Annotated in this window: 17 protein-coding genes; 9 read left to right on the top strand and 8 right to left on the bottom strand. The window is 42.2% G+C overall.

What is annotated here, in order from left to right:
* Positions 1 to 320 precede the first annotated feature (320 nt).
* Positions 321 to 1,427 carry an aspartate-semialdehyde dehydrogenase gene (asd, locus tag PSF67_RS12295; RefSeq protein WP_102140058.1) on the top strand — a complete coding sequence of 369 codons (1,107 nt, stop codon included), beginning with the start codon at positions 321 to 323 and terminating at the stop codon, positions 1,425 to 1,427.
* A 71-nt stretch (positions 1,428 to 1,498) separates the two neighbouring features.
* Here asd and PSF67_RS12290 read toward each other — a convergent pair whose 3' ends face one another.
* From PSF67_RS12290 to dnaA, 7 genes are all read right to left on the bottom strand, one after another.
* On the bottom strand, positions 1,499 to 1,846 hold the full coding sequence (locus PSF67_RS12290; RefSeq protein ID WP_102140057.1) for a DUF1622 domain-containing protein: 348 nt from the start codon (positions 1,844 to 1,846) through the stop codon (positions 1,499 to 1,501).
* Positions 1,847 to 1,920: 74 nt separating this feature from the next.
* A complete protein-coding gene (locus tag PSF67_RS12285) occupies positions 1,921 to 3,504 on the bottom strand; it encodes a phosphoethanolamine transferase (protein WP_166267182.1) in 1,584 nt (527 codons plus the stop codon).
* Between the two features lie 212 nt (positions 3,505 to 3,716).
* Complete coding sequence (locus PSF67_RS12280) at positions 3,717 to 6,614, bottom strand: autotransporter domain-containing protein (protein ID WP_272677005.1); 2,898 nt, start codon at positions 6,612 to 6,614, stop codon at positions 3,717 to 3,719.
* A gap of 301 nt (positions 6,615 to 6,915) precedes the next feature.
* Positions 6,916 to 9,330, bottom strand: a complete 2,415-nt coding sequence (gene gyrB / locus PSF67_RS12275) for a DNA topoisomerase (ATP-hydrolyzing) subunit B (protein ID WP_272677004.1) — start codon at positions 9,328 to 9,330, stop codon at positions 6,916 to 6,918.
* An 18-nt stretch (positions 9,331 to 9,348) separates the two neighbouring features.
* Positions 9,349 to 10,443: a DNA replication/repair protein RecF gene (recF, locus tag PSF67_RS12270; protein ID WP_102140053.1), complete on the bottom strand. Its 1,095-nt coding sequence runs from the start codon at positions 10,441 to 10,443 to the stop codon at positions 9,349 to 9,351.
* Between the two features lie 9 nt (positions 10,444 to 10,452).
* Positions 10,453 to 11,553 (bottom strand): DNA polymerase III subunit beta, encoded by a 1,101-nt coding sequence (gene dnaN / locus PSF67_RS12265; RefSeq protein WP_102140052.1) that lies wholly within the window; start codon positions 11,551 to 11,553, stop codon positions 10,453 to 10,455.
* A 5-nt stretch (positions 11,554 to 11,558) separates the two neighbouring features.
* Complete coding sequence (gene dnaA, locus PSF67_RS12260; RefSeq protein WP_102140051.1) at positions 11,559 to 12,950, bottom strand: chromosomal replication initiator protein DnaA; 1,392 nt, start codon at positions 12,948 to 12,950, stop codon at positions 11,559 to 11,561.
* 762 nt (positions 12,951 to 13,712) lie between these two features.
* Between dnaA and rpmH the strand changes: the two genes are divergently transcribed.
* The 5 genes from rpmH (at position 13,713) to mnmE (ending at position 17,579) form a co-directional block, all read left to right on the top strand.
* Positions 13,713 to 13,856, top strand: a complete 144-nt coding sequence (gene rpmH, locus PSF67_RS12255; RefSeq protein WP_042846776.1) for a 50S ribosomal protein L34 — start codon at positions 13,713 to 13,715, stop codon at positions 13,854 to 13,856.
* A 21-nt stretch (positions 13,857 to 13,877) separates the two neighbouring features.
* A complete protein-coding gene (gene rnpA, locus PSF67_RS12250; RefSeq protein ID WP_102140050.1) occupies positions 13,878 to 14,237 on the top strand; it encodes a ribonuclease P protein component in 360 nt (119 codons plus the stop codon).
* Positions 14,201 to 14,461, top strand: coding sequence for a membrane protein insertion efficiency factor YidD (gene yidD, locus PSF67_RS12245; protein WP_102140049.1), 261 nt, complete (start codon positions 14,201 to 14,203; stop codon positions 14,459 to 14,461). The genes rnpA and yidD overlap by 37 nt, the downstream gene beginning before the upstream one ends.
* Positions 14,462 to 14,463: 2 nt before the next feature.
* Positions 14,464 to 16,113 carry a membrane protein insertase YidC gene (yidC, locus tag PSF67_RS12240; RefSeq protein WP_004906225.1) on the top strand — a complete coding sequence of 550 codons (1,650 nt, stop codon included), beginning with the start codon at positions 14,464 to 14,466 and terminating at the stop codon, positions 16,111 to 16,113.
* 101 nt (positions 16,114 to 16,214) lie between these two features.
* The gene (mnmE, locus tag PSF67_RS12235) at positions 16,215 to 17,579 is read left to right on the top strand and encodes a tRNA uridine-5-carboxymethylaminomethyl(34) synthesis GTPase MnmE (RefSeq protein WP_195697954.1); all 1,365 of its coding nucleotides are present in this window, start codon (positions 16,215 to 16,217) and stop codon (positions 17,577 to 17,579) included.
* 275 nt (positions 17,580 to 17,854) lie between these two features.
* Here mnmE and fdhD read toward each other — a convergent pair whose 3' ends face one another.
* A complete protein-coding gene (gene fdhD / locus PSF67_RS12230) occupies positions 17,855 to 18,685 on the bottom strand; it encodes a formate dehydrogenase accessory sulfurtransferase FdhD (RefSeq protein ID WP_272677003.1) in 831 nt (276 codons plus the stop codon).
* A gap of 174 nt (positions 18,686 to 18,859) precedes the next feature.
* Between fdhD and fdnG the strand changes: the two genes are divergently transcribed.
* The 3 genes from fdnG to fdoI are packed head-to-tail and all read left to right on the top strand — an operon-like array spanning position 18,860 to position 23,519.
* On the top strand, positions 18,860 to 21,907 hold the full coding sequence (gene fdnG, locus PSF67_RS12225) for a formate dehydrogenase-N subunit alpha (RefSeq protein WP_102140044.1): 3,048 nt from the start codon (positions 18,860 to 18,862) through the stop codon (positions 21,905 to 21,907).
* An 11-nt stretch (positions 21,908 to 21,918) separates the two neighbouring features.
* The gene (fdxH, locus tag PSF67_RS12220; protein WP_102140043.1) at positions 21,919 to 22,863 is read left to right on the top strand and encodes a formate dehydrogenase subunit beta; all 945 of its coding nucleotides are present in this window, start codon (positions 21,919 to 21,921) and stop codon (positions 22,861 to 22,863) included.
* Complete coding sequence (gene fdoI, locus PSF67_RS12215; RefSeq protein WP_102140042.1) at positions 22,860 to 23,519, top strand: formate dehydrogenase cytochrome b556 subunit; 660 nt, start codon at positions 22,860 to 22,862, stop codon at positions 23,517 to 23,519. The genes fdxH and fdoI overlap by 4 nt, the downstream gene beginning before the upstream one ends.
* Positions 23,520 to 24,043: the final 524 nt, after the last annotated feature.

The raw sequence follows: 24,043 nt of genomic DNA, 5'->3' as shown, positions 1-24,043 counted from the left end.
ATAATTATAAAATTTCCTGTATCGCTTTATATTTTATTTGCTTAGCCATTGCAGATTATTGCTCTCTGCCGTGGCTTTTTTTATTTGTTTTTTTGTCCACTGATCCCCTCGATCATTAGCATGATTACTAATCTTCTTATTATTAGTGATGAAATTCACTTGCACATGGATGCATATTTTGTCAGGTTTAATACATCCGAAAAATTTCTAGTTTCAATTTTTGTGAATACTGAATGAATGATAACAATGACGGTATTTACTTTGTGGGGTCGAAACTAGAAATTTCTTGGTAAAAATTTAAACGAACAGGGTGAGTGAAAATGAAAAATGTAGGGTTTGTTGGCTGGCGTGGAATGGTCGGCTCAGTATTGATGCAGAGAATGGTCGAAGAACGTGATTTTGATGCGATCCGTCCTGTATTTTTTACCACGTCACAACAGGGTGCGGAAGCGCCGGTTTATGGTGGCCATCGTAGCGTTTTACAAGATGCTTTTGATATCGATGCACTAAAAGCATTGGATATTATTATTAGCTGCCAAGGCGGCGACTACACGAATGAAGTTTATCCTAAACTTCGTGAGTCTGGCTGGAATGGTTACTGGATTGATGCTGCGTCTTCATTACGTATGAAAGATGATGCGATTATTATTCTTGATCCCGTGAACAACCAACATATCCAAGACGGCTTAAATAAAGGCATTAAGACCTTTGTCGGTGGAAATTGTACGGTAAGTTTAATGTTGATGTCTCTAGGTGGGTTGTTCACTAATAATTTAGTGGAATGGGCATCTGTGGCAACTTATCAAGCGGCATCAGGGGCTGGGGCTCGAAATATGCGTGAGCTTCTGGCCCAAATGGGGTCTTTGCACACGCAAGTGGCTAAAGAACTCCAAGACCCGGCCTCCGCTATTTTAGATATCGAGAAAAAAGTCACAGATTTCACTCGCAGTGGCACAATGCCAACGGATGCGTTTGGCGTACCATTAGCGGGTAGCCTGATCCCATGGATTGATAAAGCGTTAGAAAATGGCCAAAGCCGCGAAGAGTGGAAGGGCCAAGCAGAAACCAATAAAATTTTAGAAACGGGCAATAATATTATTCCAGTTGATGGGTTATGTGTTCGTGTGGGTGCGCTGCGCTGCCATAGCCAAGCTTTCACATTGAAGCTGAAAAAAGATGTTCCGTTGAGTGAAATTGAGCAATTGCTTGCCTCACATAATGATTGGGTGAAAGTGGTTCCTAATGACCGCGAAATCACTATGCGTGAGTTAACTCCAGCGGCAGTCACTGGCACGCTTAGCACCCCTGTTGGCCGCTTGCGTAAACTGAATATGGGCCCTGAATACTTATCTGCCTTTACGGTTGGTGACCAATTACTGTGGGGAGCTGCTGAGCCTCTTCGTCGTATGTTACGGATTTTATTATAAGCGCGGCGCAGCGATAAGTCGTATTCGATAAACCTGCGTAATTTAATATGCAGGTTTTTTTTGTACCTAAATTAGTGACGAGCCGGTTCATTCTGCGGCGGCTGGTGCTCTAACTCTTTTGCTAAGAAGTAGTTCAAGAATGTTCGGATCACGGCAATAATACCGAGTTTAATGAGGCTATCTAAATCTGGGTCAACGGTTGTTGCTAAGATATCAGCGGCTAATTGGAACTCTAACGCAGTGGCTAGCCAATCACCAAAACAATAGCGAGCGGTACGTGCTTTTTGGGTTTTCATCCACACGATCAGGGTCTTAATTAACCCAATTACTACGCAGATAACTGAAATTGCTTCTAAAAGTAATTGAAGTACGTGAACACTCGAGACCAGTAATTCACGTAAAAAAACTAAATCGAACATTAAAACCTCGACTCGATAAGTAAATTGGATTCATATTTGTTAACTATGAGCAAATATTGCCAAAATATCGAGTTTTATTGTGGATCTATCGTCTCAGAAGGTAATTGGCTAATGGATAAAATATTTCTATTGCCATCAATGACCTGAATATTCTTATTGGGTTGATAACATTCACGTAAAGGTGATAAGCAAGCTTGTTGCGAACCTTGTTGTATATTAAGCCAATCACTGATTAGCCAATAATTATTCGCTGTAGAATAAGGTGACTGCAAGTTTACTGGTTTGATGTTTGGTTTACTGGCACTTTCGCTGTACCAAATCAGCAAAGGAATTTCATAGGCTTCTTTTCTTGGGTTGTTAACGCCATGGTGGTAGTGAATATTGTTATCGCTGTCTAGGCGTTGCAACGCATGGTCTGAATAGTACATCAAAGTCGCAGGTTTCCCTTCGAGTTGTTGTATCAGGTTTTCGATAAATTTATCGGTATATGCTACTGAACTGTCGTAGCAATCGTCATCTTCTTGGCCACTGAATGTTTTTAGTTCAGTTTCAGGGAAGCGGTTACAGGCAGGTTCATGGCTACCATAAGTATGTAACACAATGAGCTTTTTCTTATCAGTGGGGTCATTGATAGCATTATTGAAGTCATCTTGCAGCTCTTCATCGTAGCCGACAAATTCGTTCCAAGCTTTCTTTTGTGACATAGAAGCAATAGCAGAAATAATACTGGTACGTTTATTAGTTTTTCCCTGGTTGCTGACCCAATAGGTTTTAAAGCCTGCATGATTGGCTAATGAAATGATATTGTCCGAATAGTGTGATTTATCCTGCATTTGCTCAAAGCGAATATTAGACAGTGAAATAGGGACTGACAAGATAGTCACCGGTGCAGGGGAATAGGCTTGTTGAAACGCTAATATTTGTGATTTTCGCTGATTTAAATTGGGTGTTGTTTCATATTGATAGCCGTAAAAACCCATATGGTCACGGCGCAATGATTCACCAATGACAAGAACATAGATTTCAGTTTCAGACGCATTTTTCTGGTAGTTAAAAGCCACTTCTTGTGATGATATTTTTTTTATCCCTCGGTTTTCATATAAATTTTTGACTAAAGCTGCAGCATTATAGAAAGGGGTGCTTAAGAAGTATTTTTCCGTGATCAATAAAGCGCTATCGGGTTTGCTAAGTAATGATGCGTAATAGGCTGGAATGGCTAATAGGTAACCACAAATTAGTGCCATACTTATCGCTGTAATACGACGCTTCATATATTTTGCGCATTGATGGATACAGGCTAAATAAGCTGAAAAAACAAGTAAATAAAAAATAACATAACCAATGTTATAGGAAAGCATTCCAACTGTTTCGCTGCTATTGGTATTGATAAAAGTTTCTGCAATCGAAGAAGAAAAGCGGATATCGTGTTTTTGATAAAAGAAGAATGAAACAGATAAATTGAGAGCCCACAGAAGTGACACAAAAACAGTAAAAATTTTGCCAAGTAAAAACCGATAAATACCGGCACATAACAGTATGATAAGCACCCCTGAAATTATGATGGCAATGTCTGCAATAATGCTGATATCTCCACTAAAAAATACAGGGATGATAGATACCAATAATGCATAAATTGAAATAATAAGTTGGCGAATCATAGTGTTATTTTACGTATTTTTGACCTTAATCAGAGGTTATAGAAGTCATTAAAAAATAATAAGTTAACATCTGGTTAACTTAGGGTGTTATTCGTTTATAACATAAAAAAAGGTAATATAATCAAAATAGTGGCGTAAAAAACTGTAAAATATCGTGATGTTTAGTCATGACTAGCCCCTCACAACTCGTGAGGGGGAGGTAAAATATTGAGTTAGAAACTTACCGCAATTTTGGCATCAATATTGTTATCGCTATAATTTTTTGATAAAAATTTATTATAATTAATTGATAGCTTAGTATTTTCTTTTATATTGATATCAGTACCGATTTTTAATGCGACACCATGGCGTGATGCAGGAACACTATGTGTTGTAAATGAGCTCGCGGTATCAGTAAAATTCAATTTTATCCCTCTATTTAAATTCCCATATTGGTATTGATAATTAAGCTCACCGTGTAAACCGATATTTGATGTTTTACTCAATTTCCATTGGTTATCAAGGCGTAGCCCAAGGGTAGATAACGTTGTACTGATGCGCTGTTTACGTGCCTGTAGTGATGTGTTGTTGATGTTTTCATTAATAGCATGATTCATTGCGCTGATATAAGTGAGATTGGTGAATGGCTCAATATTTATCCCATTTGAGTTAATTGGATAGGCCAGCTCCATAAAAGCTTGATGTGTGTTGGTATAATAGCTCGCTGAGTGACTTGTGCCATCACTGATTGAGCGTTCGGTATGAATAAGATGTGAAGTGTGACCGAGCCCAGCACGAACCGCGATAGGTTGCCATAAAGCGCTACCATAAATGGCGGCATGGTAGTTGTTACTGTTACCGTGGTCTAGGTCGCTAGATAAGGTGCTTTGACTAAACCCTGCCGCGATACCCAATGTCATTTTTTCATTGATAAAACGTCGATTTGCCCCAAGCAATAGACCATAATTTGATGACTTATACCCAGTGGCATTGTTATCACCAGTCGTTTTATCCCAATCATAGAGCATTTTGACCCATACATTGCCTTTGCTTTCGCTACTCCATGATCCAGACAAGCGAGCTTGTTCAAGTACTGTTTCTTTAATCTGACGGCTATTATTTATTTGATTGGATAATAGGTCAGCGTATATTTGCCCGGTGACATTGCGAAATATCGCTTGAGCTTGTTGTTTTGTTTGGCTTTTTAACGTTTGGTTATAGAGAGCATGGTGCGTAGGAAGCGTTTCAATGGCGTTAGCCACAGCGGTTTGGTTTTGCGTTGCTGCGGCACTGGAAAATGCAGTGTTATTGCGCCCTACCTTAAGTGTAACCTCTTTGGGGGTGTAATTTAGTGTCGTTCCAATAAACTGGTAATTAGGCACAACAGCATCAAATTGGCCATCAATCCCCTTTTGAGCGCTTAATATCGTATATTGTGTATCAAATAACTGGTTGATATCTTGCTTAGAAAGCGGGTTATTTTGATTTTCAAGCGTGACACTGACGGTACCACCCTTTAATAAAGCTGAGCCTTGGCTGATGACTTTATCATTTTTACCTGCTGAATTGATTTCAACCAAATAATGGCTGTTGGGTGCAAAAGTTACGGAATCAATGATGTTAATTGTGCCAATTGAGTGACCGGGTGCAACAACTGCACCTTGGTTAGCGGTTAATTGTCGAATGCTCCCATTGCCCGTCAGTAAACCGTGGTGGTTAATATTCACCGAAGCACCGATTTTTCCGTCATCTAAGACTAACGTTCCTTTCTGGACATCAACTGCGGAATCTAAGTGTTTTTTAAGGGTAACCGTTCCGCCATTTATATGGGATTTTTGCGAGTATTTATTCTCACCCGTTAAGACTAAATGGCCTTTGTTTACTGTAAAGCCTGCGAAGGTATTGTTGCCAGATAATACTAATGTCCCTTGGCCTTGTTTCGTTAACTTTCCCGTACCTTGAATATTATTTTTCCATTCATCTAGTTTACCGAAATTAGCAATATCAAAGTCATTAACGTCTTGATTGACGATAAAGTTTTCATATAAATAGGAGGGGCCATGATGAGCCGCAGGTAAGTTAATTAACCCCCAATAGCTATTTGGATCATTTTCTTTAATATTCCAACCCGCAATTGATTGGCTTGGATACGCAGTGCTGGCTAAAATATTGTTCCACTGTGTTTTATTCAAGTATGGGAAGCGTAATCGAAGTAAATAACCCGCCGTTTTAGGTATATTTTTAGGCTCGATCATAGATATCTTTTGCGTTTCTTTTTTTCCATAGTAACCAATATGGTCATTGGTTATAGGGTTAGATACGGTTAGACAATTTTGACTGTTATTTGAACATGACGATGAAATATCTGTACGAATATTTTTAGCCGACTCAACAATGAATTTGCTGTTTTTTTCATCGGATAGCAGCTGTGATAATAAATAATAATTACCTACACGAGAAGCGATGGTATCGGTAGCGAAGTGTGCGCCAACAATCACGCGGCTTTCACCGTATTCAATCGCTCGGTTGAACGTTTCACTGCCTTTTTCGGGGAAAATCATCGCCAATACTGCTGCTTGCTTAAAACCATTCCACGTATGGCCGCTAGGGTAAGATGAGCCCTGTATATGTGAATAACCTGCAATATAATGACCTTCGTCATCCAATACTTGGTAAGGACGACCACGCTTAAAATGGTCTTTTAGAATAAAATCAATCGACCTAGTACGTTGTTTTTTTTCATCATAAGCACGAGTGCTTGTATCATGTAACGAACGGATTTCTTTATATTGTTTATGGTCTTTTATATTAATATCCTGTTCGCCAAACAGTATCGTTTGATAACTGTTAAATAAATAATCTGAGCTTTGGGATTTATCTGCGTGTGCTAAATTTTTTCTTTCACCTGTGATATTGATGTATTCATTGCTAATAAGCCTATCTTGCTCAGCAACTTCGCTGCCTTCTTTAGGGGTATTATTAATAACATTGTGTTTTATATCCTCAAGCCATGTATTTCTTGTATCGATAATGTTTTTCTCTAATTCTAAAATATGATTTTTTGCTATTAGAGTATTTGTGAATATGAATGGTAATAAAGTTATTGATACTGATATAAAGGTTTTTCTCATTGTAATCCCGCCGATGCTATTGGTGAAAATTTCATTTGGCGGAGTTTATTTATAATATATTTATCTTTTATGACAGTTTTAAAAATAAAAAATCGTTATTAATTAAAGTGATAAGCTTTATTTTAAATTGTTTTATTTTTTATAATGTGGTTTTCTATTGACGGGTTTTATTTTTTTATTTTTTTACTACTGGTTTGATTAAATGGTGAAAGTAAAATAATAACTATAAAAAAATAATTATAAAAAAATAACCCCAAACTTTCGTATGGGGTTATTAAATATTATTCAGTTAGCTGAATAATTAAATATCAATATTCGCTGCTTTTAGGGCATTTTCTTCGATAAATGCACGACGTGGCTCAACAGCATCACCCATTAATGTGGTGAATAGTAAGTCGGTTGCGATCGCATCTTTCACTGTTACACGCATCATACGGCGCGTCTCAGGGTTCATGGTGGTTTCCCAAAGTTGTTCTGGGTTCATTTCACCAAGACCTTTATAACGCTGTACGTATAGGCCGCGACGTGACTCACGCGTTAACCAAGTCAAAGCTTCTTCAAAGTTATCGATATCTTGACGACGCTCACCACGCTTGATGTAAGCACCTTCTTCAATTAAGCCACTGATTAAATCACCTAAATGAGTAATGCGGCGGTACTCACTGCCATGAACGAAGTCAAAATCGAGATTGTAGTCGGTATCAACACCATGGGTGCGAATACGGATAGTTGGCTCGAATAATTGACGCTCACGGTTTTCGTTAACGGTATAGCTGTAAGTGCTACCGAATTGCTCGTTATCTTCTAAGCGTTTAACCAGTGTTTTTGCCCACTCTTCTACTTTCTCGCTGGCTTTTAAGTCATCTTCAGTTAAGGTTGACTGATAAACCAAGCTGTTAAGTAGAGCTTGAGGGTACAGGCGCTCGAGGCGACGAATAATACGGTGTGCAGCATTATATTCGACAACCAGTTTTTCGAGTTCTTCGCCTTTCATGGCTGGGGCTTCGGCACTTAAATGCAGTTCCGCGCCATCAAGAGCGATAGAAATCAGGTAATCGTCCATTGCATCGTCATCTTTAATATATTGCTCTTGTTTACCACGTTTCACTTTATACAGTGGTGGTTGAGCGATAAAGATATGACCACGTTCAACGATTTCAGGCATTTGGCGGTAGAAGAAGGTCAATAGTAGTGTACGAATGTGCGAACCATCGACGTCCGCATCCGTCATGATAATGATGCTATGATAACGCAGTTTGTCTGGGTTATATTCATCACGACCAATACCACAGCCTAATGCGGTGATCAGGGTTGCCACTTCTTGTGAAGATAGCATTTTATCAAAACGCGCTTTTTCTACGTTTAGAATTTTACCTTTCAGTGGCAAAATTGCTTGGTTCTTACGGTTACGGCCCTGTTTTGCAGAGCCGCCCGCGGAGTCCCCTTCCACAAGGTACAGTTCAGATAGCGCAGGGTCGCGTTCTTGGCAGTCAGCCAATTTACCCGGTAAGCCAGCTAAGTCTAACGCGCCTTTACGACGTGTCATTTCACGGGCTTTACGTGCTGCTTCGCGTGCGCGTGCTGCATCAATGATTTTACCGACAACGATTTTTGCATCGTTCGGGTTTTCCAGTAAATATTCAACTAATTTCTCATTCATGATTGTTTCAACCGCTGTTTTCACTTCGGAAGAGACCAATTTTTCTTTGGTTTGTGATGAGAATTTAGGATCTGGAACTTTTACTGAAATAACCGCAATCAGGCCTTCACGTGCATCGTCACCGGTTGCGTTGACTTTGCTTTTCTTCTGATAGCCTTCTTTTTCCATGTAGTTATTCAATGTACGCGTCATTGCTGCACGGAAACCAGCGAGGTGAGTCCCCCCATCGCGCTGAGGAATGTTATTGGTGAAGCAGTATACGTTTTCTTGGAAACCATCATTCCACTGCATTGAAACTTCAACGCCAATACTGTCTTTTTCAGTTGAAAAATAAAAGACAGAAGGGTGGATAGGGGTTTTGTTACGGCTTAAATACTCAACAAAGGCTTTAATGCCGCCTTCATAATGGAAATGGTCTTCTTTGCCATCACGTTTATCAATGAGCTTGATAGAAACACCGGAGTTTAAGAATGATAACTCACGTAAGCGTTTTGCTAAGACGTCATATTCAAATTCAGTGACACCTTTAAAAGTGTCCATACTTGGCCAAAAACGAACGCGGGTTCCTGTTTGGTCGGTTTCGCCGACAACAGTCAGAGGCCCTTGAGGCTCACCATGTTTGTAGATTTGCTCATGAACTTTGCCATCGCGACGGATAACTAATTCTAATTTTTCAGATAAGGCGTTAACAACGGAAACCCCAACACCGTGCAAACCACCGGAGACTTTATAGGAGTTGTCATCAAATTTACCCCCTGCGTGCAGAACGGTCATGATAACCTCTGCGGCAGAGACGCCTTCTTCTTCGTGGATACCAGTAGGGATACCACGTCCATCATCCTGTACGGAGATAGAGTTATCGGCATGGATAGTGATCACGATATCATCACAAAAGCCTGCGAGGGCTTCGTCGATAGCGTTGTCGACAACCTCGAAAACCATGTGATGAAGACCTGTTCCATCGTCTGTATCACCGATATACATGCCTGGGCGCTTACGCACCGCATCTAGTCCTTTTAATACCTTGATACTTGAGGAGTCATATGTATTCGACATCAACGTTTCCTGCTCTTTCTATTCCTGAGGTTGAACTTCTATTTTGCCATGTTCTACACTAAACATCTTGCTATTTGCATCTATCATATCATTAACTTGCTCAGGTGTAATGGCACTGACAAACACTTGTGCTTGTGTAGCTTTGAGACGGGTTGCCAGTAATTGGCGACGGCCGGCATCAAGTTCAGAAGCAAAATCATCCAGTAGATACAGGCATTGTTGCCCGCTCTGACGGGTGAAAAACTCACCCTGCGCTAACCGTAATGCACACATAAGCAGCTTCAATTGACCCCGCGAAAGCATATCTTCAACAGGGGTTCCATTTGCTCGAATACGCAAATCCGCTTTATGTGGCCCTGAAGCAGTATAGGTTAGTGCTCTATCACGCTCAAATTGGCGCTCTAATTGTTCTGAATAATCAATTTCTTTATCCCAACCACGTTGGAAGGATACCGAGAGTGAAAATTCGGGTAAAAATTGTTGGCAAGTTTGCTCAATATTTTCAGCAATACCTGCAATATAGTCATGGCGCCATTGGCTTATTTGCTCGGAAAGCGGTGCCAGTTGTGTGTCCCAATGACGAATTTGCTCATAACGAGTGACTTGCCGTAAAGCGGCATTGCGTTGCTTTAATAACCGTTTTAAATCTGACCACACTGAAAAAAACAGCGGGTCATTGTGAAAACAACCCCAATCAATAAAAGCACGTCGATATTTCGGGCCGCCATTTAGCAAGGTAAACCCTTCAGGGGTAATCAGTTGCATTGGCAATAATTTTGCTAGTTCTGCAATTTTATGGCCATCAGTGCCGTCTATTCGGACTTTACTGTCACCATCGCGGTTTTTGCTTAAACCTAATGAAAGGTCGTTTCGCTGTTCATCTAAATGGCTCAGTTTACCATGAAGAATAAATTGTTCTTGCTCATGGCGAATAACTCGGTTCGCTTGAATGCTGCGAAAGGCACGGCCATGACCGAGTGTATATATGGCTTCCAGTATACTGGTTTTACCGCTCCCATTGGGGCCAATTAAAAAATTGAACCCATTAGCAAGGGAGAGATCCGCGTTTTCAATATTTCGAAAATCACGGATCAATAAACGCGAAAGGATCATAAATACCGATTACAAACGCATTGGCATGACAACATACACCGCTGCTTTACTATCAGCGTCTTCAATCTGCACACTGGAAACAGCGTCGGTTAACAGAAGTTGCACGTTTTCACTTTTTAGCGCATTTAAGACATCTAAGATGTAGCTGACGTTAAAGCCAATTTCCATCTCAGTACCTTGGTAGCTTACATCAACAATTTCTTCGGCTTCTTCTTGTTCTGGGTTATTGGCCGTAATGCGCAATTGGTTTTCACTGAAATACAAGCGCACACCGCGGAATTTCTCATTCGATAAAATAGCCGCGCGAGAAAAAGCTTGTTTGAGTAAATCACAGCGAGCTTCTAAGGTTTTGTCTGGGTTTTTGGGTAATACGCGACGGTAATCAGGGAAACGGCCATCAACCAATTTAGAGGTAAAGATAAAATCCCCAACGTGAGCACGAATATTATTACTACCAATTTGCAGTTGTAGAGGGGTATCACCGCCATCTAACAAACGCATTAGCTCAATAACCCCTTTACGAGGCACTATCACTGAGTGAGAGGGTAGCGATTGACCAATATCCATCGAACAGACTGCTAGCCTGTGTCCATCGGTTGAAACGGTTCTGAGCATTTGGTCTTCGGTTTCAAATAGCATGCCGTTGAGGTAATAACGGACATCTTGGTGCGCCATTGAAAACTGAGTAGCTTCAATTAAACGTTTCAGTATTGATTGCGGAAGAGAAAATTCCACTTCGCTTTGCCAATCATCCAGGTTTGGAAAATCAGCAGCGGGTAAAGTGGATAATGAGAAGCGGCTACGCCCAGAGCGGACGAGCAGTCTGTCATCATTCAGCTCTACATGAATTTCAGAACCTTCAGGTAACCCACGCCAGATATCAAAAAACTTGCGTGCGGGCACGGTGGTTGCGCCAATTTCATGCTCCCCTGTTAGGGCAACATTGGCCATCATCTCCATTTCAAGGTCGGTTCCAGTGAGTTGGAGGGTGCCTTCTTTTACCTGTAATAAAAGGTTACCTAAAATAGGCAGAGTTGGACGCCCACCTAAAGGACCACTAACCTGTTGCAACGGTTTTAATAACTGCTCGCGTTCTATTGTAAATTTCATAGCAATTAAGATGATAATGTTCTGATTAAATTAGAAAAATCTTCTTTGATGTCATGGCTTTCTTCCCGTAATTGTTCAATTTTACGACAAGCATGTAACACCGTGGTATGGTCACGGCCGCCAAAGGCATCCCCGATTTCAGGTAAACTATGGTTAGTCAGCTCTTTTGCTAGTGCCATTGCCATTTGACGCGGACGTGCGACAGAACGAGAACGGCGCTTAGACAGTAAATCTGCTACCTTAATTTTATAATATTCAGCAACTGTTTTTTGAATATTATCAATAGTTACCAGCTTTTCTTGTAGTGCTAATAAGTCACGCAGTGCTTCTCTGACAAAATCGATAGTAATCGCCCGGCCAGTAAAGTTAGCGTTGGCAATCACGCGGTTTAACGCCCCTTCTAGCTCACGAACGTTCGAGCGAAGGCGTTTGGCGATGAAAAAGGCCACTTCACCCGGAAGTTGAATCTCATTTTCATCTGCTTTTTTCATTAAAATCGCGACTCGAGTTTCTAGCTCTGGTGGTTCGATTGCGACGGTTAGGCCCCAGCCAAAACGCGATTTTAAGCGATCTTCCACACCGTTAATTTCTTTTGGATAACGGTCGGAGGTCAAAATAATTTGTTGATTACCTTCAAGTAGCGCATTAAAAGTATGGAAAAACTCTTCTTGTGAGCGCTCTTTGTTAGCAAAAAACTGGATATCGTCAATAAGCAGTGCATCAACAGAACGATAATAACGTTTAAATTCTTCAATGGCATTATTCTGTAAAGCTTTGACCATATCTTGAACAAAACGTTCTGAGTGCATATAAACCACGCGAGCGTTGGCTTTATGCTGCATAATACTATTGCCGACAGCATGTAATAAGTGGGTTTTACCTAAACCTGTCCCACCATAAAGAAATAATGGGTTGTAGGCACCACCCGGGTTTTCTGCCACCTGCCTCGCTGCAGCGCGAGCCAATTGGTTCGATTTACCTTCAACAAAGTTATCAAAAGTGTGCTTAGGGTTTACATTAGAACGATAAGCAACATCAGGCTGTACTTTGGCTGAATTGTCCCAACTCGGTTTCATTGGGGCTGACGGAACGGCAAATGCAGGTACTTGTTGAGCTGTACGTGCTTGTGCTGCTGCCGGTGCGACTGTAATCGGTTTATTGCCTACCTCAAAGTGTAGTGCAGGCGCGTCAGTTCCACAAAAGTCATTCAATAATTCATTGATATTATTGATGTACTTGTCTCTAACCCAGTCGAGAACGAAACGATTTGGGGCATAAAGTGCCAGTGTATTGTCGTTTAATTCAGCTTGAAGAGGGCGTATCCACATACTGAATTCTGTGGCAGGTAGTTCATCCTGCAATCGGGCAAGACATTGCTGCCAAAGCGAAAGTGACACGTTGGACTCCCCTAAACAAGGTCAATGGAACAAGAAGTACGGATGTAAACAAAGAATTTTCTCGGGCTTACGTTTAATCGCAATGACCCAAAAATGTTTTAGGTTAACTCTTACTTACTGCATATCGCTGATCGATGGATCAGAAATAGACCTGCGATCATACCGCAAAATTAGTCAGAGATCTCCATTCTTTTACACAGTTTTTATGCTTTTTATCCACAGGTAAATGTGATAAGGAACCTCTTATAAAGAAGAAATAGACTGGGCTACCTTAATTTACTGCCATTTTTCCACATGCTGGGGATAACTTTAGACGATTTACTGGAAATATTCTGTATGATCAAAAAATATTTTTAGATCTCTTGAAGATCCTTGCGCTTTGGGGCGGAGTCCGTATAATCTTCCTCCCTGTGTACAGTACAGATGTGATTTTTACACGAAACTGAGGTAAACTTGTTCGGTCATATCGCTCTATTTTAACGTTAATGTTAGGCGGGGCGGGGCAAAAAGCAGGTTTTCAGTCAGTATACGAATGTAATCATTCGTCGGCTGTCACAACATATGTCGGCAAACCGGTCAGCCAGGCTATAAATAAAAGTGGTTTGATTGCGTCATTTCATTGACGTGACCCCCTATGTTTTATTACAATCCTGCCTCTTTCTATATTGTTGCGATAGAGGCACAGGTGTAAAATCAGTTTTCACTGGTTGCCAACGCGTTTACTGAATCAGTAATAAATTTTAAAGTTAGGTAGAAATCGTTATGAAACGCACTTTTCAACCGTCCGTACTGAAACGCAACCGTTCACACGGTTTCCGCGCTCGTATGGCTACTAAAAATGGTCGTCAAGTTCTGGCTCGCCGTCGTGCGAAAGGCCGCTCTAGTCTGACCGTTTCATCTAAGTAATAAAGCTAGCCCTCTATTCAAGTGGTTACGCTCGCTTTTACCCGGGAGTTACGTTTGTTAACTCCCAGGCATTTCGATAATGTCTTTAAGCAGCCGCAGAGGGCGAGTTCCCCAGAGATAACAATCCTTGGTCGCCTAAACGAGCTGGGGCATCCCCGCATCGGTCTTACCATCGCTAAAAAAAATGTTAAACGAGCTCATGAGCGAAATCGTATTAAACGATTAGCGCGTGAATACTTTCGTTTACATCAACACGACTTGCCTCCAATGGATTTTGTGTTATTGGTAAGGAGAGGGGTCGCCAATCTTGACAATCAACAGATCACGGAAGCATTGGATAAGTTATGGCGTCGTCATCGTCGCTTGGCTCAAAAATCCTGATCATGCTGATCAGAGGCTACCAACTGGCAATTAGCCCGTTGTTAGGGCCTCGTTGTCGCTTCAATCCTACTTGTTCAAATTACGGAATTGAGGCATTGCGCAGGTTTGGTATGCTAAAAGGGAGTTGGTTAACGGCGAAACGCGTATTAAAATGCCACCCTTTACACGCTGGTGGAGATGATCCTGTCCCACCTAGAAAAACTGATGATAATAGAGAATTATAACGATGGATTCGCAACGCAATCTTCTACTCATCGCTTTGTTGTTCGTGTCGTTCTTAGTTTGGCAGGCCTGGGAGAGCGATAAAGTTGCTCAGGACGTTAAAACTGTTCAAACTTCGCAACAAGCGGATATGCCAAGCAGTGATGCTCAAGCCGTAACTGGCAGTGGGCAAGGTAAGCTCATCACAGTCAAGACTGATGTACTGGATATACGCATCAATACTCGTGGTGGTGATATCGATGAGGCTGACCTGTTAGCCTATCCTGCGACCCTTCATTCGGAAAGCCCTTTCCGTTTACTGGAAACTAATCCAGGCTTTGTCTACCAGGCACAGAGTGGTTTAATTGGTCTTCATGGTCCAGACAACCCAGCAAATAATAATGGCGAACGTCCGCTGTATAGCGCAGATTCTACAACTTTCACATTAGAGAAAGGCCAAGATGTCTTGCGCGTACCAATGACATTTACTGATAACAACGGTGTTGTGTATCAGAAAACGTACATTGTTAAGCGTGGCCAATATACTGTTGAAGTTGAATACAGTATTCAAAACCCAACCGCTCAACCACTGAGTCTCGCTTTCTTCGGTCAGTTAAAACAAACTATCGAGTTACCGAAAGAGCGTGATACAGGCAGCAGCAATTTTGCTCTGCATACCTATCGTGGTGCGGCGTATTCTTCTGATGAAAACAACTATAAAAAATATAGCTTTGGCGACATCGAAGATAAAAACCTCGACTTAACCACCAAAGGTGGCTGGGTGGCAATGTTGCAACAATATTTTGCAACGGCGTGGATCCCGGCAAGTGCAGAAAAGAGCACTTTCTATACCATCGACCTTGATAAAAAATCTGCCATCATTGGTTATAAGAGTGAACCAATGACTATCGCAGCTAACGGTGCAGGTACTTATTCATCAACATTATGGGTTGGTCCTGAAATTCAGTCTGAAATGGCCGCAGTTGCACCACATTTAGACTTAACCGTTGATTATGGTTGGTTATGGTTTATCTCTCAGCCACTGTTCAAACTGTTGAAATTCATTCACGGTTTCGTGGGTAACTGGGGTATTGCCATCATCGTTATCACCTTTATCGTTCGTGGTATTATGTACCCGCTGACTAAAGCACAGTACACCTCGATGGCGAAAATGCGTTTACTGCAACCTAAACTGGCTGCAATGCGTGAGCGTATTGGTGATGACAAACAACGCATGAGCCAAGAAATGATGGCGATGTATAAAGCAGAGAAAGTAAACCCACTGGGTGGTTGTTTACCGCTGCTTATCCAAATGCCTATCTTCCTTGCACTTTACTATATGTTGATGGGTTCTGTTGAACTGCGTCACGCACCATTCTTCGGTTGGATCCAAGACTTGTCTGCACAAGACCCGTACTATATCCTACCGGTATTGATGGGTGTAACGATGTTTGTGATCCAGAAAATGTCACCAACTGCAGTCACTGACCCAATGCAGCAGAAGATTATGACTTACATGCCAGTCGTGTTCACTATCTTCTTCCTGTGGTTCCCATCAGGTCTGGTGCTGTATTATATCGTGAGTAACTTAGTAACCATTATCCAGCAGCAGGTGATTTACCGTGGTCTGGAAAAACGTGGTCTACACAGTCGCGATAAGAAAGAAAAGAAATAAATTGAATTTTAGGTGAGCCTTCTGCTCAGCTATCGATATAATATTAAGGCGGCCATTTAATGACCGCCTTAATTTTTTTATAGGAATGACAGAGAAACATCATGCAAATCAACGATACTATCGTCGCACAGGCAACACCTCCCGGTCGTGGTGGTGTCGGTATTTTACGTGTATCTGGCCCGAAAGCGGCACAAGTTGCTGAAATCGTGCTGGGAAAACTCCCTAAACCGCGCTATGCGGACTACTTGCCATTTCGTGATGTGGACGGTGCTGTTCTTGACCAAGGTATTGCACTTTACTTCCCTGGACCAAATTCATTTACGGGTGAGGATGTGCTTGAATTACAAGGACATGGCGGCCCAGTTATTCTTGATTTATTGCTAAGAAGAATATTAACGATTACTGGTATTCGCATTGCGAATCCGGGAGAGTTCTCTGAGCGTGCATTTTTAAACGATAAGCTGGATTTAGCCCAAGCAGAGGCGATTGCTGACTTGATTGATGCAAGTTCAGAGCAAGCGGCTCGTTCTGCAATGAACTCCCTACAGGGCGCATTTTCTTCCCATATTCACCAATTGGTGGAAGCACTCACTCACTTGCGAATCTATGTAGAAGCAGCGATTGATTTCCCTGATGAAGAAATTGACTTCCTGTCTGACGGTAAAATTGAAGCAAAACTCAATGAAGTCGTGGCAGATTTAGAACAAGTTCGTTCCCAAGCTCGCCAAGGCAGTTTATTACGTGAAGGAATGAAAGTGGTGATTGCCGGGCGCCCAAATGCAGGTAAATCGAGCTTGTTAAATGCATTGGCGGGTCGCGAAGCTGCGATTGTCACGGATATTGCGGGTACGACGCGTGATGTGTTGCGTGAACATATTCACATTGATGGTATGCCTTTGCATATCATTGATACCGCAGGCCTGCGTGAAGCCAGTGATGAAGTTGAGCGAATTGGTATTGAACGTGCGTGGAAAGAGATTGAACAAGCGGACCACGTGCTGTTTATGGTAGATAGCACCACAACCGATGCAACTGAACCACAAGAGATTTGGCCTGAATTTATGGCGCGTTTACCCGATGACCTTCCGGTCACCGTAATTCGTAACAAAGCGGATATGACGGGTGAACCCGTTGAGTTTATTGATAATACGCGTTATCCGTTAATTCGTTTGTCTGCACGCGAAGAAAAAGGCATCGATTTGCTGCGCGATCACCTAAAAGAAGCCATTGGCTTTAACAGCAATACAGAAGGTGGTTTCTTAGCACGTAGCCGCCATTTACAAGCACTAAATGCAGCCGCCGTTCACCTAGAACAGGGTTATGACCAGTTAGTGAATGCTCGCTCCGGTGAGTTATTAGCAGAAGAATTGCGTTTAGCTCAGCAGGAACTTAGTGAAATTACCGGTGAATTTACCTCTGATGATTTATTAGGCCGTATCTTCTCAAGTTTTTGTATTGGGAAGTGATACGGTATCACCTATAACCTACACGGTATTACGTGTAGGTTTGCTTTTATCCGTAGTCCCCTTCATTTTTCCTGCCTTAATTCGCTATTAAGTTCTAGCAAACAAGTATTTATAAGCTTTACCTTGCTAAAGTATGGCACTGACTGTTTTATGGGCCATACGTTATTAACGTATTTTCACGCGCTATAGCGTGCAAATATTATAAAAGAGGAGTGGTGATGGCGATTTTGCATGTATACATGAATGGTTATTTGGTTGGGACTAATTGCGTCCCTTTAATCTTTTACCCGGCTCCCATGCGTAAACACCGTGGCTTTCCCCTGACGACAGAATCCAACTAACGTTAAGTTGGCTTTCTCTGCTACCTCAATAGCGAGGGCGGTAGCCGCAGAGACGGCAAATAGGATTTCAGCACCGCAACTGGCGGCTTTTTGCACCATCTCATAACTCGCGCGGCTGGAAACTAGTACTGCGCCTTGTTGCCATTGGTTGCGATGTTTCATACCCAAAAGTTTATCAAGTGCTACATGACGGCCGACATCTTCACATCCACCGACTAATTGCCCTTCTGGAGATATCCATGCGGCAGCGTGGGTACAACCCGTCAGTGCGCCAATTTCTTGCACTTTTTTCAATTCATGTAATGCATTATCGAGGTGCGATAAAGAAAAAGTTTGAGTAAAAGGCAGAGGGGCGATCGGTTTGAAAATTTCGTCAAGTTGCTCTGTACCACAAATGCCACAGCCCGTACGCCCTGCTAGATTACGGCGACGTTCTTTGAGTTCCATAAATCGGCGGATAGATAATTCAACCTGTACTTCAATTCCGCGGTTGCAGCCTTCAACGATATCAATTCCACGAATTTCATCACCTGACTGTATTATTCCTTCCGAAAGGGCAAACCCGACAGCAAAATCCGCCAAATCTTTTGGCGTTGCCATCATCACCACGTGAGATATGCCATTAAAGACTAAGGCGACAGGATATTCTTCCGCAACGTAATCATTAACGGGCAAATCAAGGTTGCCTTTTTGTTGCACAGTTGTGTGGTTTAAGCCAATCATTTTGGTTAATTTGGAGTCATTTGTAGTATTTGTTTCATGCATTAGATGAATTCCTAGCATTAATGATACATAATATTAATTATGGGTAAAAAGAATTTACACCATTTGCCAGGCAATGAACCTGGATACGTAAGGATAACGTTGAATAAGAAGAGTTTACCTGATTATCGCGATTGACGTTAGGTAAACATGAGCAATGTAAATGAGGAGATCCCCATGCAAGTCAGCAGAAGGCAGTTCTTTAAGATCTGCGCTGGCGGTATGGCAGGTACGACGGCAGCGGCCTTGGGTTTTGCACCCGCCACCGCGTTAGCGTCAACGCGCCAGTATAAATTACTGCGTGCGAAGGAAACCAGAAATACCTGTACCTACTGTTCTGTCGGCTGTGGGCTGTTGATGTACAGCCTCGGTGATGGCGCGAAAAATGCTAAAGAGAGCATTTTCCATATTGAAGGGGACCCGGATCATCCGGTAAACCGTGGTGCACTTTGTCCGAAAGGTGCTGGACTTATCGATTTTATCCACAGTGAAAGCCGCTTGAAATACCCTGAAGTGCGTGAGCCTGGTACTAATGAGTGGAAACGTATCACTTGGAACGACGCATTTGATCGTATCGCTAAGCTAATGAAAGAAGACCGCGATGCGAACTTTATTGAGAAAAATAAAGATGGTGTGACGGTTAACCGTTGGCTAACCACCGGTATGCTGTGCGCATCGGCTGGTAGTAACGAAAGCGGATTTGTAACGCAAAAATTCACCCGCGCTCTCGGCATGCTTGCCGTTGATAACCAAGCGCGTGTCTGACACGGACCAACGGTAGCAAGTCTTGCTCCAACATTTGGTCGCGGTGCGATGACCAACCACTGGGTTGACATTAAAAATGCAAACCTAGTTGTCGTTATGGGTGGTAATGCGGCAGAAGCGCATCCAGTCGGTTTCCGCTGGGCGATGGAAGCTAAAATCCATAATAAAGCCAAATTAATTGTTATTGACCCACGCTTTACCCGTACAGCGGCTGTGGCGGATTTTTACACGCCTATCCGTTCAGGGACTGATATCGCGTTTTTATCAGGTGTTATCAAATATTTACTGGATAATGAAAAAATTCAGCGTGAATACGTGGAAGCGTATACCAACGCCAGTTTAGTTATTCGTGAAGATTATGGGTTTGATGATGGCCTGTTTACAGGTTATGACGAAGAAAAACGTCAATACGATAAAACCACGTGGAACTATGAGATGGATGAAAACGGCCTTGCGCTGCGTGATCCAACTCTGAAACACCCACGCTGTGTGTTAAACCTATTAAAAGAGCACGTCAGCCGTTATACACCTGAAGTGGTGAATAATATCTGTGGTACGCCAATCAAAGACTTCTTGCAAGTCTGTGAGTACCTTGCAGAAACCAGCGCTAAAGATAAAACCGCCTCGTTCTTATACGCATTAGGTTGGACTCAACATACCGTGGGTGCGCAAAATATCCGTACCATGGCGATGATCCAATTACTGCTGGGTAATATGGGGATGTTAGGTGGTGGTGTAAATGCCCTGCGTGGACACTCCAATATCCAAGGTTTAACTGACTTAGGATTGTTATCTCAAAGCTTGCCGGGTTATTTAACCTTACCATCAGACAAACAAACGACATTAGAAAGTTACTTAGCTGCAAACACGCCAAAAGCGACGGTTGAAGGTCAGGTAAACTATTGGGGTAACTACCCGAAATTCTTTGTTAGTTTGATGAAGACGTTCTATGGCGATAAAGCGCAGAAAGAAAATAATTGGGGCTTTGATTTATTACCGAAATGGGATCAAGGCTACGATGTGCTGCGTTATTTCGAGATGATGGATAAGGGTGAAGTGAATGGCTATATTTGCCAAGGCTTTAACCCATTAGCCTCATTCCCGAATAAAAATAAAGTTGTTAAGTCGCTGTCAAAACTGAAATTCTTGATTACCGTTGACCCATTGAATACGGAAACGTCGAATTTCTGGCAAAACCACGGTGAAATGAATGATGTGAACCCGGCAGAAATCCAAACTACCGTATTCCGTCTGCCATCTTGCTGTTTTGCTGAAGAAAATGGTTCGATTGTTAACTCAGCGCGTTGGCTACAGTGGCACTGGAAAGGCGCAGATGCCCCTGGTGAAGCGATTAGTGATGGTGAAATCCTGTCCGGTATTTTCCATCGTTTACGCCAACTGTATGCCTCTGAAGGTGGTGCGGTGCCTGAACAAGTTCTGAGTATGACTTGGAATTACTTCGACCGTGATAACCCAACGCCAGAAGAAGTTGCTCAAGAAAACAATGGCTATGCCTTAGTTGACTTGAAAGATGCTGATGGCAACGTTATTGCGAAAAAAGGCGAATTGCTGAGCTCGTTTGCTCAATTGCGTGATGATGGTACGACCGCAAGTGGTTGCTGGATTTTCGCAGGTAGCTGGACACCAAAAGGTAACCAAATGGCCAACCGTGATAACTCTGACCCAACGGGTCTGGGTAACACATTAGGTTGGGCATGGGCATGGCCTCTGAACCGTCGTGTTATTTATAACCGCGCATCGGCAGACCCAATGGGTAAACCGTGGGATCCAAAACGCCAAATCCTCGAGTGGAATGGCAGCAAATGGATAGGCATGGATATTCCTGACTATAGCAATGCTGCACCGGGTAGTGGTGTTGGTCCGTTTATCATGCAGCCAGAAGGGATGGGGCGTCTATTTGCATTGGATAAAATGGCCGAAGGCCCATTCCCAGAGCACTACGAGCCGATTGAAACGCCATTGGATACGAATCCATTGCATCCAAATGTGGTCTCAAACCCTGCTGCACGCGTATTTAAAGACGACTGGGCGCAAATGGGTAAAGCGACAGAATTTCCTTACGTGGGAACGACTTATCGCTTAACCGAGCATTTCCACTATTGGACAAAACACGCCTTATTAAATGCCATCATTCAGCCACAGCAGTTCATTGAAATTGGTGAACGTTTAGCGAATGAGAAAGGTATCAAGCAAGGCGATACGGTGAAAGTTAGCTCCAAACGTGGTTACATCAAAGCGAAAGCGGTGGTGACCAAACGTATTCATACGCTGAAAGTGGCTGGAAAAGATATCGATACTATCGGTATTCCAATTCACTGGGGCTTTGAAGGCTTGGCTGTGAAAGGCTTTATTGCCAACACATTAACCCCGTATGTGGGTGATGCGAATACTCAGACACCGGAATTTAAATCATTCCTTGTCAATGTGGAAAAGGTGTAAGGAGATAAATTATGTCAATGCAATCTCAGGACATTATTCGTCGCTCTGCCACCAATTCCCTGACTCCCGCGCCTCAGGTGCGGGACTATAAGGAAGAAGTTGCAAAGCTTATCGATGTGACGACCTGTATCGGCTGTAAAGCTTGTCAGGTCGCGTGTTCCGAATGGAACGACATCCGTGACAAAATCGGCACGAACGTTGGGGTATATGATAACCCAACAGATTTAACCGCTAAGTCATGGACGGTAATGCGCTTCTCTGAAGTGGAAGAGAACGATAAATTTGAATGGCTGATCCGTAAAGATGGCTGTATGCACTGTGCTGACCCGGGCTGTCTGAAGGCGTGTCCTTCAGAAGGTGCAATAGTTCAGTACAAAAACGGTATCGTTGATTTCCAATCAGAGCACTGTATTGGTTGTGGTTATTGTATCGCGGGTTGCCCGTTTGATGTACCGCGTATCAACCCAGAAGATAACCGCGCATACAAATGTACGCTGTGTGTTGACCGCGTTGAAGTTGGTCAAGAACCTGCATGTGTGAAAACCTGTCCAACAGGCGCTATCCATTTTGGTAGCAAAGAGGACATGATTAACATGGCTGGCGAGCGTGTTGATGAGCTGAAAACACGTGGTTATGCAAACGCAGGTTTATATGACCCTGAAGGTGTTGGTGGTACGCACGTGATGTACGTTCTGCACCATGCAGATAAACCTCAGCTGTATCACGGATTGCCGGAGAACCCGACAATCAGCCCAACAGTGACTTTCTGGAAAGGTATCTGGAAGCCGTTAGCAGCGGTTGGTTTTGCTGCAACATTTGCGGCGGCCATCTTCCACTATGTGGGTATTGGTCCGAACCGCGTCTCCAAAAAAGATGAAGAAGAGGCTTTAGAAGATTTGCATAATGCAATGTCATCTGACACTTCGAAATCAAAAGAAGGGGAGGATCAGAAATGATGCCAGATGATAACGACAAAATTATCCGCCATAAACCGATTGAAAGGATCAATCACTGGGCGGTTGTGATTTGCTTTTTGTTCACCGCAATCAGTGGGCTAGGGTTCTTTTTCCCTTCACTAAACTGGTTTATGAACATTTTAGGCACGCCACAGCTGTCGCGAATTTTGCATCCATTCGTGGGGACGGCGATGTTCTTGCTGTTCGTATTTATGTTTTTCCGTTATTTCCACCATAACTTCATTAATAAAGAAGATATCAAGTGGGCAAAAAATATCGGTAAAGTACTGAAAAACGAAGAAGCGGGCGATGTTGGCCAATATAACCTCGGTCAAAAAGGGGTGTATTGGGTGGTGACTATCTGCTTATTGGCGCTGGTGGTCACAGGAGTGATCATGTGGCGTCCTTATTTCGCAGATTACTTCCCAATCCCTGTTTATCGTGCGGCGATCCTTATTCACTCGCTCTCTGCAATTGCGCTGATTATCATGATTGTGGTTCACGCTTACGCAGCAATCTGGGTGAAAGGCTCAGTTCGTGCGATGGTTGAAGGTTGGGTTACCCGTGGCTGGGCAAGAAAGCACCACCCGCTGTGGTACCGCCAACTTCTTGAAAAAGAAAAGCAACAAAAGCAAGAGCAAGAAAAGAATACATAAAGGTATTTAGCAAACGGAATATGTTTGTTAAAAATCTAAAACCCACAAAGTCGACTTTGTGGGTTTTTTTTTACTATAATAGTGCTTATTTTAAGCTGCTACTATTTTTATATTTAATTTCAATATAAAAAACATTTTTTAGAACTAATCGTTTTCAACATTGAACTGATTTTTGCATTTTAATTATTAGAAATAACTCAATAAAATCGCGGTTATTATTGAATTATTTCTAATAATGGTTTTTTTTACATTTTATTTTTCTATCTGTTTGTTATTTATTTGTTTTTTGTGTTTTATTGTTTGTCTTTATTCGATGGGTTAAATAAAGTCTAATTAAGAGCATCTAAATAATACATAGATTATTTGGTTTTATCATTATTCATTTATTGAACAGTAATAAAATTAATTGCTGTATTTTATTTTATTTTAGGGCTATTGAGTTAAAAGTAAATTTAATTAGTTAATTACTGGACATCGATAGTGATATTTAATACAAATAGTTGATAATTATTGAATATAATTTA

It is taken from the genome of Providencia sp. PROV076, from assembly GCF_028483405.1.
Taxonomy (GTDB): domain Bacteria; phylum Pseudomonadota; class Gammaproteobacteria; order Enterobacterales; family Enterobacteriaceae; genus Providencia; species Providencia huaxiensis.
Note: the sequence above shows the minus strand (reverse complement) of the source record. Positions and strands in the feature narration are given on the sequence as shown.